Origin of the sequence: Pseudomonas brassicacearum subsp. brassicacearum (genome assembly GCF_008801605.1) — a bacterium.
GTDB lineage: Bacteria > Pseudomonadota > Gammaproteobacteria > Pseudomonadales > Pseudomonadaceae > Aquipseudomonas > Aquipseudomonas brassicacearum.
Genome location: NZ_VZPJ01000008.1, coordinates 103,118 through 116,885, shown reverse-complemented (window position 1 = coordinate 116,885; position 13,768 = coordinate 103,118). Strand labels below are relative to the sequence as shown.

At 61.0% G+C, this 13,768-nt stretch carries 16 protein-coding genes; all 16 read left to right on the top strand.

What is annotated here, in order from left to right:
• Positions 1-82: 82 nt before the first annotated feature.
• On the top strand, positions 83-1,021 hold the full coding sequence (fabD, locus tag F7R20_RS19005) for an ACP S-malonyltransferase (protein ID WP_003204258.1): 939 nt from the start codon (positions 83-85) through the stop codon (positions 1,019-1,021).
• A gap of 15 nt (positions 1,022-1,036) precedes the next feature.
• Positions 1,037-1,780, top strand: coding sequence for a 3-oxoacyl-ACP reductase FabG (gene fabG, locus F7R20_RS19000; protein ID WP_003204256.1), 744 nt, complete (start codon positions 1,037-1,039; stop codon positions 1,778-1,780).
• A gap of 191 nt (positions 1,781-1,971) precedes the next feature.
• Positions 1,972-2,208, top strand: a complete 237-nt coding sequence (gene acpP, locus F7R20_RS18995) for an acyl carrier protein (RefSeq protein WP_003175607.1) — start codon at positions 1,972-1,974, stop codon at positions 2,206-2,208.
• A 108-nt stretch (positions 2,209-2,316) separates the two neighbouring features.
• Positions 2,317-3,561: a beta-ketoacyl-ACP synthase II gene (gene fabF / locus F7R20_RS18990; RefSeq protein ID WP_003204255.1), complete on the top strand. Its 1,245-nt coding sequence runs from the start codon at positions 2,317-2,319 to the stop codon at positions 3,559-3,561.
• Positions 3,561-4,376, top strand: coding sequence for an aminodeoxychorismate lyase (gene pabC, locus F7R20_RS18985; protein ID WP_003204252.1), 816 nt, complete (start codon positions 3,561-3,563; stop codon positions 4,374-4,376). The genes fabF and pabC overlap by 1 nt, the downstream gene beginning before the upstream one ends.
• Before the next feature lie 3 nt (positions 4,377-4,379).
• Positions 4,380-5,540, top strand: a complete 1,161-nt coding sequence (mltG, locus tag F7R20_RS18980) for an endolytic transglycosylase MltG (protein ID WP_003204249.1) — start codon at positions 4,380-4,382, stop codon at positions 5,538-5,540.
• Between the two features lie 19 nt (positions 5,541-5,559).
• The gene (tmk, locus tag F7R20_RS18975) at positions 5,560-6,192 is read left to right on the top strand and encodes a dTMP kinase (protein WP_003204247.1); all 633 of its coding nucleotides are present in this window, start codon (positions 5,560-5,562) and stop codon (positions 6,190-6,192) included.
• Complete coding sequence (locus F7R20_RS18970; RefSeq protein WP_003204245.1) at positions 6,185-7,171, top strand: DNA polymerase III subunit delta'; 987 nt, start codon at positions 6,185-6,187, stop codon at positions 7,169-7,171. Before tmk ends, F7R20_RS18970 begins: the two co-directional genes overlap by 8 nt.
• 65 nt (positions 7,172-7,236) lie before the next feature.
• Entirely contained in the window at positions 7,237-7,593 is a 357-nt protein-coding gene (locus F7R20_RS18965; RefSeq protein WP_003204243.1) for a PilZ domain-containing protein, read from the top strand.
• Between the two features lie 11 nt (positions 7,594-7,604).
• Complete coding sequence (locus tag F7R20_RS18960; protein ID WP_003204241.1) at positions 7,605-8,399, top strand: TatD family hydrolase; 795 nt, start codon at positions 7,605-7,607, stop codon at positions 8,397-8,399.
• 384 nt (positions 8,400-8,783) lie between these two features.
• Positions 8,784-9,422, top strand: coding sequence for a TetR/AcrR family transcriptional regulator (locus tag F7R20_RS18955; protein WP_003204240.1), 639 nt, complete (start codon positions 8,784-8,786; stop codon positions 9,420-9,422).
• A gap of 153 nt (positions 9,423-9,575) precedes the next feature.
• Complete coding sequence (locus F7R20_RS18950; protein WP_003204238.1) at positions 9,576-10,544, top strand: GTP 3',8-cyclase MoaA; 969 nt, start codon at positions 9,576-9,578, stop codon at positions 10,542-10,544.
• Between the two features lie 188 nt (positions 10,545-10,732).
• Positions 10,733-11,338 (top strand): DUF4823 domain-containing protein, encoded by a 606-nt coding sequence (locus tag F7R20_RS18945; protein WP_003204236.1) that lies wholly within the window; start codon positions 10,733-10,735, stop codon positions 11,336-11,338.
• A gap of 16 nt (positions 11,339-11,354) precedes the next feature.
• A complete protein-coding gene (locus F7R20_RS18940) occupies positions 11,355-11,915 on the top strand; it encodes a DUF1285 domain-containing protein (protein WP_003204235.1) in 561 nt (186 codons plus the stop codon).
• A gap of 176 nt (positions 11,916-12,091) precedes the next feature.
• Entirely contained in the window at positions 12,092-12,838 is a 747-nt protein-coding gene (locus F7R20_RS18935) for a FadR/GntR family transcriptional regulator (protein ID WP_003204233.1), read from the top strand.
• Positions 12,835-13,710 carry an SMP-30/gluconolactonase/LRE family protein gene (locus tag F7R20_RS18930; RefSeq protein WP_003204231.1) on the top strand — a complete coding sequence of 292 codons (876 nt, stop codon included), beginning with the start codon at positions 12,835-12,837 and terminating at the stop codon, positions 13,708-13,710. The genes F7R20_RS18935 and F7R20_RS18930 overlap by 4 nt, the downstream gene beginning before the upstream one ends.
• The last annotated feature ends 58 nt before the right edge of the window (positions 13,711-13,768 follow it).

Below are 13,768 nucleotides of genomic sequence, written 5' to 3'. Positions count from 1 at the left end.
AAGCCGCCATCCAACTCTCAGTTTCCTAGCGCCCCCAGGGGCGTCAATTTTTGACGACAAGATCATTAGGGGCTTTGTTTTCATGTCTGCTTCCCTCGCATTCGTCTTTCCAGGACAGGGCTCGCAGTCCCTCGGCATGCTGGCCGAGCTGGGCGCGCAATACCCGCTGATCCTCGAAACATTCAAAGAAGCTTCCGATGCGCTCGGCTATGACCTCTGGGCACTGACCCAGCAAGGGCCGGAAGAGCGCCTCAATCAAACCGATAAAACCCAACCGGCCATCCTGACCGCCTCTATCGCATTGTGGCGCCTGTGGCTGGCTGAAGGCGGCGCGCGTCCGGCATTCGTCGCCGGTCACAGCCTGGGCGAATACAGCGCCCTCGTAGCCGCTGGCAGCCTGAGCCTGGGCGACGCGGTGAAGTTGGTGGAGCGTCGTGGCCAGTTGATGCAGGAAGCGGTTCCGGCCGGGCAGGGCGGCATGGCCGCGATCCTCGGCCTGGAAGACGCCGATGTGCTGGCCGCCTGTGCCGAAGCGGCGCAAGGCGATGTGGTCAGTGCGGTGAACTTCAACTCCCCGGGCCAAGTGGTCATCGCCGGTGCCAAGGCCGCTGTCGAGCGCGCCATCGAGGGCTGCAAGGCCCGTGGCGCCAAGCGCGCCATGCCACTGCCGGTCAGCGTGCCGTCGCACTGCGAACTGATGCGTCCGGCTGCCGAGCGCTTTGCCGAATCCATCGCCGCCATCGACTGGCAGGCCCCGCAGATTCCCGTGGTGCAGAACGTCAGCGCCAACGTGGCGCCGGATCTCGAGACCCTCAAGCGTGATCTGCTGGAGCAACTCTACAAGCCGGTTCGCTGGGTCGAATCGGTGCAGACCCTGGCGGCCAAGGGCGCGACCGAGCTGGTCGAATGCGGCCCTGGCAAAGTGCTGGCAGGCCTGAACAAACGCTGCGCCGAAGGCGTGTCGACTTCCAACCTCAACACCCCAGACGCCTTCGCTGCCGCCCGTGCAGCGCAGGCCTGAACAGGAGAAGCTTGCATGAGTCTGCAAGGTAAAGTTGCACTGGTGACCGGTGCAAGCCGTGGCATCGGCCAGGCCATCGCCCTGGAACTGGGTCGTCAAGGCGCCATTGTTATCGGCACCGCGACTTCCGCTTCGGGCGCCGAGCGTATCGCTGCGACCCTGAAGGAAAACGGCATCCAAGGCACCGGCCTGGAGCTGAACGTCACCAGCGACGAATCCGTTGCGGCGGTGTTGGCAAGCATTCAGGAGCAGTTCGGTGCGCCGGCGATCCTGGTCAATAATGCCGGTATCACCCGCGATAACCTGATGATGCGCATGAAAGATGACGAATGGTTCGACGTGATCGACACCAACCTGAACAGTCTGTACCGGCTGTCCAAGGGCGTTTTGCGTGGCATGACCAAGGCTCGCTGGGGTCGAATTATCAGTATCGGTTCGGTTGTGGGTGCCATGGGCAACGCAGGCCAAGTAAACTATGCTGCGGCGAAGGCCGGTCTGGAAGGTTTCAGCCGTGCGCTGGCGCGTGAAGTGGGTTCGCGCTCGATTACGGTAAACTCGGTTGCACCGGGTTTCATCGACACCGACATGACCCGTGAACTGCCAGAAGCACAGCGTGAAGCCTTGTTGACGCAGATTCCGCTGGGTCGTCTGGGGCAAGCTCAAGAAATCGCGTCCGTGGTCGCTTTTCTTGCGTCGGACGGTGCGGCATACGTGACCGGGGCTACAATCCCGGTAAACGGCGGGATGTACATGAGTTAAATGTGACGGATTGCTTCAAAAAAATGTCATACGAGCTGTCTAAAATCCGTTATAAAGCTGCAATCAATTTATAGACGGCGGGCCGCAGGGTTTGAGGAGTGAAGCTTTCGGTTGAAAAACCGAAAAGTTCTTCTATACACTTACCCACCGGCCAGCTGCCTGAATTTGTCCATTAGGAGTGAAAACAAGGTATGAGCACCATCGAAGAGCGCGTCAAGAAAATCGTTGCCGAGCAACTGGGCGTTAAAGAAGAAGAAGTTGTGAACACCGCTTCCTTCGTTGAAGACCTGGGTGCCGACTCCCTTGACACTGTTGAGCTGGTGATGGCTCTGGAAGAGGAATTCGAGACCGAGATTCCTGACGAAGAAGCTGAGAAGATCACTACTGTACAAGCTGCTATCGACTACGTTACCAGCCACCAGGCGTAATCGTTTTTAGTCGTCGCTAGCTGTCATGGAAAAACCGCACTGCCATCACGGCGTGCGGTTTTTTCTTTAGGCCTGATGCAAAGTCGTCATTAGAAAAAGGAGAGTGCTGTGTCGCGTAGACGCGTCGTAGTCACCGGTATGGGTATGTTGTCGCCACTGGGCACGGATGTGCCGAGCAGTTGGCAGGGCATTCTGGCTGGCCGCAGTGGCATTGGTCTGATCGAACACACCGACCTTTCTGCCTATTCCACCCGTTTTGGCGGCTCGGTAAAGGGCTTCAATGTCGAGGAATACCTGTCGGTCAAGGAAGCTCGCAAGCTTGACCTGTTCATTCAATACGGCTTGGCAGCCGGTTTCCAGGCAGTGCGCAACGCCGGGCTGGAAGTCACCGACGCCAACCGTGAACGCATCGGCGTGGCCATGGGTTCGGGTATTGGCGGCTTGACCAATATCGAAGAAACCAGCCGCACGCTGCACGAATCGGGGCCGCGACGGATTTCTCCGTTCTTCGTGCCGGGCTCGATCATCAACATGATTTCCGGTTTCCTGTCCATCCACCTGGGTGCCCAGGGACCCAACTACGCCATTGCCACGGCGTGCACCACCGGTACCCACTGCATCGGCATGGCCGCGCGCAACATCATGTACGACGAAGCCGACGTGATGATTGCCGGTGGCGCAGAGATGGCGGCTTGCGGCCTGGGCATGGGTGGCTTTGGCGCTTCCCGTGCGCTGTCGACCCGCAACGACGAGCCCGCCCGTGCGAGCCGGCCGTGGGACAAGGGCCGCGATGGCTTCGTGCTGTCCGACGGTGCCGGTGCGCTGGTGCTCGAAGAACTGGAACACGCCAAGGCGCGCGGCGCGACCATCTACGCCGAACTGATCGGCTTTGGCACCAGTGGCGATGCGTACCACATGACGTCGCCACCGGCCGATGGCGCCGGTGCTGCCCGGTGCATCGCCAACGCCTTGCGTGATGCGAAGCTCAACGGCGAGCAGGTGCAGTACATCAACGCCCACGGCACTTCGACCCCGGCCGGCGACCTGGCCGAAGCCCAGGCGATCAAGACCGTGTTCGGCGAGCACGCCTACAAGCTGGCGGTCAGCTCGACCAAGTCCATGACCGGTCACCTGCTGGGTGCGGCAGGGGCGGTGGAAGCGATCTTCAGCGTCCTGGCGATCAACAGCCAGACAGCGCCGCCGACCATCAACCTCGATGAGCCGGACGAAGGTTGCGACCTGGACTTCGTGCCGCACACTGCCCGCGGCATGGACATCGATGTGGTGCTGTCCAACTCCTTCGGCTTTGGCGGGACCAACGGTTCGCTGGTGTTCCGCCGGTTCGCTGGTTGATGGAAAGCTGGGTCGACGGTCAGCCGGCCGACGTCCTGTCGCTGAAAGATCGTGGCCTGGCTTACGGCGATGGGTTGTTCGAAACCCTCGCCGTGCACGCTGGCGGGCCAGTGTTGCTGGACCGTCACCTGCAACGCCTGGAAGCCGGTTGCCGGCGGTTGGCGCTCAACGTTGACATGAGCGCGTTGAGCACCGAGCTGAATGCCTATGCCCGGTGCCTGGGCAACGGCGTGCTGAAGTTGATCGTGACCCGTGGCGACAGTCTGCGCGGTTATGCCGCAGATCCCTTGGCCCCGGCCCGACGCATCCTGCAAGGGAACCCGCCAGCCGCTTATCCTGCCGCCCATGCCGAACAAGGCGTTCTTCTGTTTCCCTGCAGCGTGCGGTTGTCCGAGCAGCCCTTGCTCGCTGGTCTCAAGCACCTCAATCGCCTGGAACAAGTGCTGGCTCGTGCCGAATGGAGCGACGGGCAGTATGCCGAGGGCTTGATGCTGGATACGTCCGGGCGGGTGATCGAAGGTGTGTTCAGCAACCTGTTCCTGGTGCGCGATGGCGTGTTGTTCACGGCCGACCTGAGCCGTTGCGGCGTGGCCGGCGTGATGCGCGCAGAATTATTGTTTCAAGCCAAGTCCCAAGGCATCGCCACGCAAATCACGGATATCAGTCTCGAACAGTTGCACCAGGCTGATGAAGTCTTCGTCTGCAACAGCGTTTATGGCGTGTGGCCGGTACGCGGATGCGGTTCGGCGCGCTGGTCGGTTGGCCCGCTCACCCGTAAACTGCAAACCCTTGCCCGTGCGCTATTGGATGTTTGATTCGTGAGACGTAAATTCTTGCTGCTGCTGGAGACCGGACTGGTTCTGGCAGGGCTGTTGTTGGGCGCTTCGGCCTGGAAGATTCATTCGGCGCTGCAACAGCCGCTGAACATCACCCAGGAAGAATTGCTGGACGTGCCCAACGGGACCACCCCGACCGGAACCCTCAAGCGCCTCGAAGCCGATGGCCTGATCAAGGACGCCTTCTGGCTGCGGATCTATTGGCGCTTCAATCTCGCCGACCAGCCACTGCATTCCGGTGAATATCGGATGGTGCCGGGCATGACCATGGAAGGCCTGATCGGTGTCTGGAAGCGCGGCGAAGTGGTGCAGTACAGCGTGACGCTGGTGGAGGGCTGGAATTTCCGTCAGGTGCGCGCGGCGCTGACCAAGGATGAAAAACTCCAGCAGACTCTCACCGGCCTGAGCGACGCCCAGGTCATGGACCGTCTTGGTCACTCCGGGATATTTCCCGAAGGCCGGTTCTTCCCGGATACCTATCGCTTCGTGCGCGGCACCTCGGATGTCGACCTGCTGAAAAAAGCCTACGACCGCCTGGAAGACGTGCTCGCCAAGGAGTGGGCACAGCGTGCCGCCGATGTGCCTTACACCCAGCCGTATCAAGCGCTGATCATGGCGTCCCTGGTGGAGAAGGAAACCGGTGTGCCCCAGGAGCGCGGGCAGATTGCCGGCGTCTTTGTGCGGCGCATGCGCCTGGGCATGCTGCTGCAGACCGACCCCACGGTGATCTATGGTCTGGGCGAGCGCTACACCGGCAAACTCACCCGCGCCCATCTGAAAGAAGAAAACCCCTATAACACCTACCTGATCCCGGGCTTGCCGCCGACGCCGATTGCGATGGTGGGGCGCGAAGCGATTCATGCGGCATTGAACCCGGCGTCGGGCAATAGCCTTTACTTCGTCGCGCGTGGTGACGGCAGCCACGTGTTTTCCGATGACCTGGAGTCGCACAACAACGCGGTGCGCGAATTCCAACTCAAGCGCCGTGCCGATTACCGCTCCAGCCCGGCTCCGGCAACATCGGACGAGCAGGCACCGATTCCCGCGGCATCACCCGACACGGCGCCCGACGCTGTACCCCAGGTGCCGCCCCAAGTACCTGCTCCCGAACCGGATGCCAGCGAGCCGCCGAGCCCGCAATGACTTTGATTAAGGATCGCCTGTGACTGGCTTGTTTATAACGCTGGAAGGCCCGGAAGGCGCCGGCAAGAGCACTAATCGCGAATACCTGGCCGAACGCCTGCAGGCCGCTGGCATCGAGGTGGTGTTGACCCGTGAGCCGGGCGGTACGCCGCTGGCCGAGCGAATTCGCGAGGTGCTGCTGGCGCCCATTGAAGAGGTCATGAACCCCGACACCGAGCTGTTGCTGGTGTTCGCCGCCAGGGCACAGCATCTGGCCGAGGTGATTCGCCCGGCGCTGGCCCGTGGCGCGGTGGTGCTCTGCGATCGTTTTACCGATTCGACCTATGCCTACCAGGGCGGCGGCCGGGGCTTGTCGGTGGAGCGCATCGCCGCGTTGGAAGCCTTCGTCCAGGGTGACCTGCGGCCAGACCTGACCCTGGTGTTCGACCTGCCGGTGGAAATCGGCCTGGCCCGCGCCAGTGCCCGTGGCCGCCTGGATCGTTTCGAGCTTGAGGGCCAGGCTTTCTTCAATGCCGTGCGCAATGCCTTCCTGAGTCGCGCCAAGGCCGATCCGGCGCGTTACCTGCTGATCGATGCCGCGCAACCGCTGACCCAGGTCCAACAGTCCCTGGACGGCTTGCTGCCGCGTTTGCTGGAGCGTGTCCGTGGCTGAAGCCTATCCCTGGCAAGACGGCCTCTGGCAGCAACTGGCCGGTCGTGCCCAGCATGCCCATGCCTATCTGTTGCACGGCCCGGCCGGCATCGGCAAGCGGGCACTGGCCGAGCGCCTGATGGCCAGCCTGCTGTGCCAGCGCCCGGGTGTCTCGAATGCCTGCGGCGAGTGCAAGTCCTGCCTGCTGCTCAAGGCGGGCAGCCATCCCGATAATTACGTGCTGGAACCGGAAGAGGCGGACAAGGCGATCAAGGTCGACCAGGTTCGGGACCTGGTCAGCTTCGTGGTCCAGACCTCGCAGATGGGCGGGCGCAAGGTGGTGCTGATCGAGCCGGTCGAGTCGATGAACATCAACGCCGCCAACGCCTTGCTCAAAAGTCTTGAAGAGCCTTCCGGCGACACCGTGTTGCTACTGGTCAGCCACCAGCCGAGTCGCTTGCTGCCGACCATCAAGAGTCGCTGCGTGCAACAGGCCTGCCCGCTGCCGAGCGAGGCGATGAGCTTGCAGTGGCTGGCCCAGGCCTTGCCCGACAGCAGCGACGAAGAGCGTGTCGAGTTGCTGACCCTGGCGGCCGGCTCGCCCCTGGCGGCTGTCAGCCTTCAGGCCCAGGGCGTGCGGGAGCAGCGGGCCTTGGTGGTGGAGGGGGTCAAGAAACTGCTCAAGCAGCAGCAATCCCCCACGCAACTGGCCGAGGGTTGGAACGCGATCCCGTTGCTCTTGCTGTTTGACTGGTTCTGCGACTGGTCGAGCCTGATCCTGCGTTACCAATTGACCGAGGATGAGGCTGGCCTGGGGTTGGCGGACATGCGCAAGGTGATCCAGTACCTGGCGCAAAAAAGCAGCCAGGATAAAATCTTGAACATTCAGGACTGGATTCTTGCCCAACGTCAGAAGGTGCTGGGCAAAGCGAACCTCAATCGGGTGCTGTTGCTCGAGGCGCTGTTGGTGCAGTGGGCGAGTTTGCCTGGTCGAAACTGACAGACACGGCCTAGTGTCCTGTGATACAGGACACTAAACTCAGCTCAATCGCAGCGGAGATCAGCATGAACGAACCTGTCAGTCCCGGGCCACGCAACGGTATCCTGTCCCTGACCATCAAGGACAAGTCGGTGCTCTACGCCGCCTACATGCCCTTCATCAAGAACGGCGGCCTGTTCATTCCGACCAACAAGAATTATCGCTTGGGCGATGAAGTGTTCATGCTCTTGAGCCTGATGGATGAAGCGGAAAAGATCCCGGTCGCCGGCAAGGTGATCTGGATGACGCCCAAAGGCGCCCAGGGCAATCGGGCCGCCGGCGTCGGTGTGCAATTCAGCGACGGCGACAATTCCGCCCGCAATCAGATCGAAACCCACTTGGCCGGCTCCCTGAAGTCCGACCGTCCCACCCATACGATGTAGCCCGGCCTTTTATGCTTGTAGATTCCCATTGTCACCTTGACCGTCTCGACCTCGCTGCCCATGGCGGCTCCCTGGATGCTGCGCTGGACGCGGCCCGTGAACGGGGTGTCGGTCATTTCCTGTGCATCGGCGTCAGCGCCGACAACGCCGCCGACGTCAAGGCCCTGGCCGAACGTTATGCCGATGTCGATTGTTCGGTCGGTGTTCATCCGCTGGATGTCCAGCCCGACGCTGCGCCGGCGCTCGATTGGCTGTTGCGTGAGCTGGACCATCCACGGGTGGTCGCCATCGGCGAAACCGGCCTGGACTATCACTACGAACCGGAAGCCGCTGACGTGCAGCAGGCGTCATTCCGGCTGCACCTGGAGGCCGCCCGACAAACCGGCAAGCCGGTGATCATCCACACCCGTGGCGCCCGGGCCGACACCCTGGCCTTGCTGCGTGACGCCGCGCTGCCCCAGGCCGGGGTGCTGCATTGCTTCACCGAAGACTGGGACATGGCCAAGGCCGCCCTGGACATGGGCTATTACATTTCCTTGTCCGGGATTGTCACGTTCCGCAATGCCGATGCATTGCGCGACGTTGCCAGCAAAGTGCCGGCTGATCGGCTGTTGGTGGAGACCGACTCGCCTTACCTGGCGCCCATTCCCTATCGTGGCAAGCCGAACCTTCCGCAATACGTACGGGAAGTGGCAGAGTTCCTGGCGATGCTGCGCGGTGAGTCCTACGAGCGGTTTGCCGAGCAGACGACGGAGAATTTTAAGCAATTGTTTCCGCTGGCTCATGTGCGGGCGGCGCAAGCCTGAATTCCATGCAAAAAAAACCCGGGTTCTGGGGGGTGAATCCGGGTTAAGACCATTAGGAGTAAAACAAAGGTACGCGGTCCGTTGGTACCTTCATCAGCGCGTCACTTGGGGGAGATGTCGCGCCGACAGTTCAAGTATTGATCAGTATGCCAACCCGTCCAGTCTGGCCGGGGCGGTTTTTAAACAAATTTGGAATACGCTCGCTTCGGATAAGTTCTCACTGTCGCCAAAGCTCGCAGGCACGGCGCATTGGCGTGAGAAACGGTGAGCCGGGTGTGTACGGTTTTGTGAAGAACAGTGGCCGAGAACGGATGATCCGTGCATTTTTGCGTAAGTTAGGCATAATACCCGGCTTCGAATTTTGACCCTTCAGACCTTTTTCTTATGCACAAAGAACCTCGTAAGGTCCGTGAGTTTCGCCGCCGCGAGCAGGAAATTCTCGACACCGCGCTCAAGTTGTTCCTCGATCAGGGTGAAGACAGTGTCACCGTCGAGATGATTGCGGATGCCGTGGGTATCGGCAAAGGCACGATTTATAAACATTTCAAATCCAAGGCGGAGATCTACCTGCGCCTGATGCTCGACTACGAGCGCGATTTGAACGAGCTGCTGCACTCGGCCGATGTGGACAAGGACAAGGAGGCCCTGTCCCGGGCCTACTTCGAGTTCCGCATGCGCGACCCGCAGCGCTACCGCTTGTTCGATCGCCTGGAAGAGAAGGTGGTCAAGGGCAACCAGGTGCCGGAGATGGTCGAGGAGTTGCACAAGATCCGCGCCTCGAACTTCGAACGCCTGACCCTGCTGATCAAGGGCCGGATCAGCGAAGGCAAGCTTGAAGACGTGCCGCCTTATTTCCATTACTGTGCTGCCTGGGCGCTGGTGCACGGTGCGGTGGCGCTGTATCACTCGCCGTTCTGGAGCAACGTGCTGGAAGATCAGGAAGGTTTCTTCCAGTTCCTGATGGACATCGGCGTGCGCATGGGCAACAAGCGCAAGCGCGATACCGACGTCCCTAGCAGCTAAGGCCGCACGGGCCAAGACATTCAGCTGCCTTATTGCGCCATGTCCGCTTACATGGCGCAGTGTCCCAGTAATATACTCAGGCTTGGGTCTTGCGAAATCTTGATTTCTAGGTCAATTTTCGCGAGTCCGATTTTTCTTGTGCCGGAGTGATCCATGATCGTTGACCGTCAAGGCAGGCGTTTCCGTAATCTGCGGATCAGCCTGACCTCAGCCTGCAATTACGCCTGTACCTATTGCGTGCCTGATGGCAAGCGGTTGGTGGCTGCGCAGGATGAACTGTCGGCCGAGGCCATGGCGCGTGGTGTGGCCTATCTGATCGAGGCCGCCGGCATCGAGCGGCTGCGCATCACTGGCGGCGAACCGTTGGTCAGCCCCAAGCTCGAGCGTTTCATGACGGCGGTGGGGCAGATGGGCCTGGAGGACATCAGCCTGACCACCAATGGCCAGTTGCTGGCGAAAAAACTGCCGTTGCTGGTAGACGCCGGTATCCGTCGCATCAACGTTTCCCTCGACACCCTGGACCCCGCCGCGTTTCGCAGTATCGCCCGTGGCGGCGACCTGGCGACCGTGCTTGACGGCATGGAACAGGCTCGGGCCGCCGGGATGAAGATCAAGGTCAACATGGTGCCGTTGCGCGGGCAGAATCTGGACCAGGTGATGCCTTTGCTCGAATACTGCCTGGAACGTGGCTATGAGTTGCGTTTCATCGAGTTGATGCGCATGGGACACCTGGCCAGCGACTCCAACGCCTTCCTGCAGCAGTTCGTCAGCCTCCAGCAATTGCTCAGCCTGATCGGCGATCAGTACGAATACCTGCAAGCCGATGCGCCGGTGGATGCCACTGCGGTGCGCTATGAGATACCGGGGTTGGGTCACTTTGGCGTGATCGCCAACGAAAGCGTGCCTTTCTGCCGTACCTGCTCACGGTTGCGGTTGTCTTCCACTGGGTGGCTGCATGGCTGCCTGTCGTCGAGCAACCGTCACTTCGTCGGCGACCTGCTGGACAAGCCCCGTCACCAGGCATTGCCGGCGCTTCAGCGCTTGTTGGTCAAGGCGTTGGGGGACAAGCAGGAAGTGGCATTCTCCGGCGGCGCGACCATCATGAAAATCATCGGCGGCTGATCTATTGCTATCGCGGGCAAGCCTTGCTCCCACATGATAAGCGTCGTACTTGTGGGAGCAAGGCTTGCCCGCGATAGCAATTTTCCATTCACTTGGATACATCTGACCCCCATCTCGATGAGCTGGCGCAAAAGCTGCATCCCACGACCATTCGCCGGTTTTCCGACACCGGTTTTTTGGAGGGTAGGATGCGTAGCCTGGTTTTGCTGCTGGCCGTTTTGGCGCTTGGTGGCTGCATGAATGTCAGCGACATGGGAGAGGGCGTTCGTTATCACATGAGCGACGCCGGCCTGCTGGACCATAGCGACAGCCGTCGTGTGAACAACCTGCGTATTCAGCCCGACTCGTTCATCTACATCGCCCAGGGCGCCTTTGCTCCGCCAGGCAGCGCTTACCCGCGTCCCAACGTCGTGGCCGAAGAGGCCTTCAATGGCTTCATCGAATATTTCCCCATGGTCCGTCGCGCCCGCGTTCCCGAGGGCCTCGACCAGGCCATGGGTGAAGCCCGCTCCGCCGGTGCCCATTATTTGCTGTACACCCGCTTCGCCAAGGCTGACAACCGCATCGGCAACACTGACGAATGGCAGGATGAAGAAGCCTTGGATCGCCTGGGTGTCGATACCAGCGTGATTCAAATCATGTTGATCGAGACCAGCACCCAGTATTTGATTGATACTGCACGGATCAAGAGTCGTGGCGGTTTACTGACGTTGCACGACAAGCAGCCACAAGACCTCATCGCCACGCCTTTGCGTGAATATGCCCGCAGCCTGCTGGGGATGAGCGACGAATAAATAATCAGGAGTCACCATGAGCGGACCGCAAAAAGCCAATGATTTGCTGGGGCAGATCCCCAAGACCAAAGGCCTGCCGCCGGTCCACTTGTGGAATCCCGACTTCTGCGGCGACATTGACATGCGCATCGCCCGGGACGGCACCTGGTACTACCTGGGTACGCCCATCGGGCGAAAGCCGATGGTCAAGTTGTTCTCTACCATCATCCGCCGCGACGGCGATGATTACTTCCTGATTACCCCTGTGGAAAAAGTCGGCATCAAGGTCGATGACGCGCCGTTCGTGGCCGTGACCCTTGAGGTCGAAGGGCAGGGGGAAGGGCAGTTGTTGCGCTTCACCACCAATGTCGAGGAAACCACCGAGGCCGGTGCCGAGCATCCGCTGCGGGTGGTGATCGATCCCCTGACCCAGGAACCCGCGCCCTACGTGCATGTGCGCAGCAATCTCGAAGCACTGATCCATCGCAATGTGTTTTACCAACTGGTGGAGCTGGCGGTCAGCCGCGAGATCGACGGGCAGCGCTGGTTGGGCGTGTGGAGCGGCGGCGAGTTCTTCCCTATCGGCCTGGAACCGTAAACCCTGTGGGAGCGAGCTTGCTCGCGAAGGCGCCGGCGCATCCAACCTCATTCTCCACTGACCCACCGCTATCGCGAGCAGGCTCGCTCCCACAGTGGCCAAGTAAAATTCAAATTGACACCCAATCGTATGATGATTAGCGTGGGCCTCCAATAAGAGTGGCCCGCGGGGTTTTCATGTCCAGCAGTTTTCATGCATCGACCGTCGATTGGCTGGGGGGCTGGATAGCCGCCGGCCAGGTCAAGCCTGGGCAAACCATCAAGGTCGAAGCGGACTTGGGCGAGCAACTGGGCGTCAGTCGCACAGTGATTCGCGAGGCGATCAAGACCCTGGTGGCCAAAGGCATGCTGGAAGTCGGGCCGAAAGTCGGCACGCGGGTACTGCCGGTGCGGCGCTGGAATCTGTTCGACCCCCAAGTGGTTGGCTGGCTGTCACGCAGCGGCCTACCGGAAAATTTTGTCGATGACTTGCTGGACCTGCGTCGCACCATCGAGCCGATGGCGGTGCGCTGGGCCTGCGAGCGGGCCACGGCCGATCAGGTGCAGGCGATCCGCCTGGCCTACCATGCGCTTGAGCGAGCCGTGGACAGCGGTGCCGATTACAACCGTGCCGACCAGTTTTTCCATGAGTGCATCCTGGCCGCCAGCCATAATCAGTTCATCGAGCAAATGGTCCCGGCCCTCGGTGCGCTGCTGGCGGTGTCGTTCGAAGTATCGGCGGCCGACCCGGATGAGCTGCGCCGCACCTTGCCCATCCACAAGGACATCGCCGACGCCATCGCCGCTCGTGACGCGGCGCGTGGCGTCTGGGCCTGCATGACCCTGATCGATAACGCTGACCTGGCCATCAAACGCTTTTACCCCAATGTCATGGCCGGTCGAACAGACGCTGCCGGACAAGCCGGGAACGGGAGGTTTCAATGAAGTGGACGGCTGTGACGGAACACCGGGCGAAGTTGGGCGAGGGGCCCTTCTGGGACGAGCCGACCCAGGCGTTGTATTGGGTCGATATCGCCGGCAAGCAGGCACTGCGGCTGATCGGCGCCAACGTACAGATCTGGCAGATGCCCGAGCACGTGTCCGCTTTCATTCCAACCCAGAGTGGCGACGCCCTGGTGACCCTGAGCAGTGGTGTCTACCGCCTCGATCTCGATTCTCCGGGCCTGGAACCGCGCCTGACGCTGCTGTGCATGGCCGATCCCCAGCCAGGCAATCGTCCCAACGAGGCCCGTTGCGATGGCCAGGGTCAACTGTGGCTCGGCACCATGCAGAACAATATCGGTGACGAAGGCGAGGACTTGCCGATCGAGCGGCGCTCCGGCGGGCTGTTTCGCGTCGCCGGTGATGGTCGGGTCATGCCCTTGCTGCGCGGGCTGGGCATTCCGAACACCTTGCTCTGGAGCCCCGATGGCACCACGGTGTATTTCGGCGATAGCCTGGATGGCACGTTGTATCGGCACTTTATCTACCCTGAGGGCAACCTGGCGCCTGCCGAAGTCTGGTTCGGCCCCCATCCCCGTGGCGGCCCGGATGGCTCGGCGATGGATGCCCGGGGCTATATCTGGAACGCCCGCTGGGACGGCAGTTGCTTGCTGCGGTTGAGCCCGGACGGCCAGGTCGATCGGGTGATCGAACTGCCTGTCAGCCGCCCGACAAGTTGTGTGTTCGGCGGCGACGACCTCAAGACGTTGTACATCACCAGCGCGGCGAGCCCATTGGGTCATCCGCTGGACGGTGCCGTGCTGTCGATGCGTGTCGATGTGCCTGGCGTGGTGTGTACAAGGTTTGCAGGCTGAATCCCAAAATATGGGATGTAAATATATATATTGAGATTATTTGGCGGCCGGGTTTATA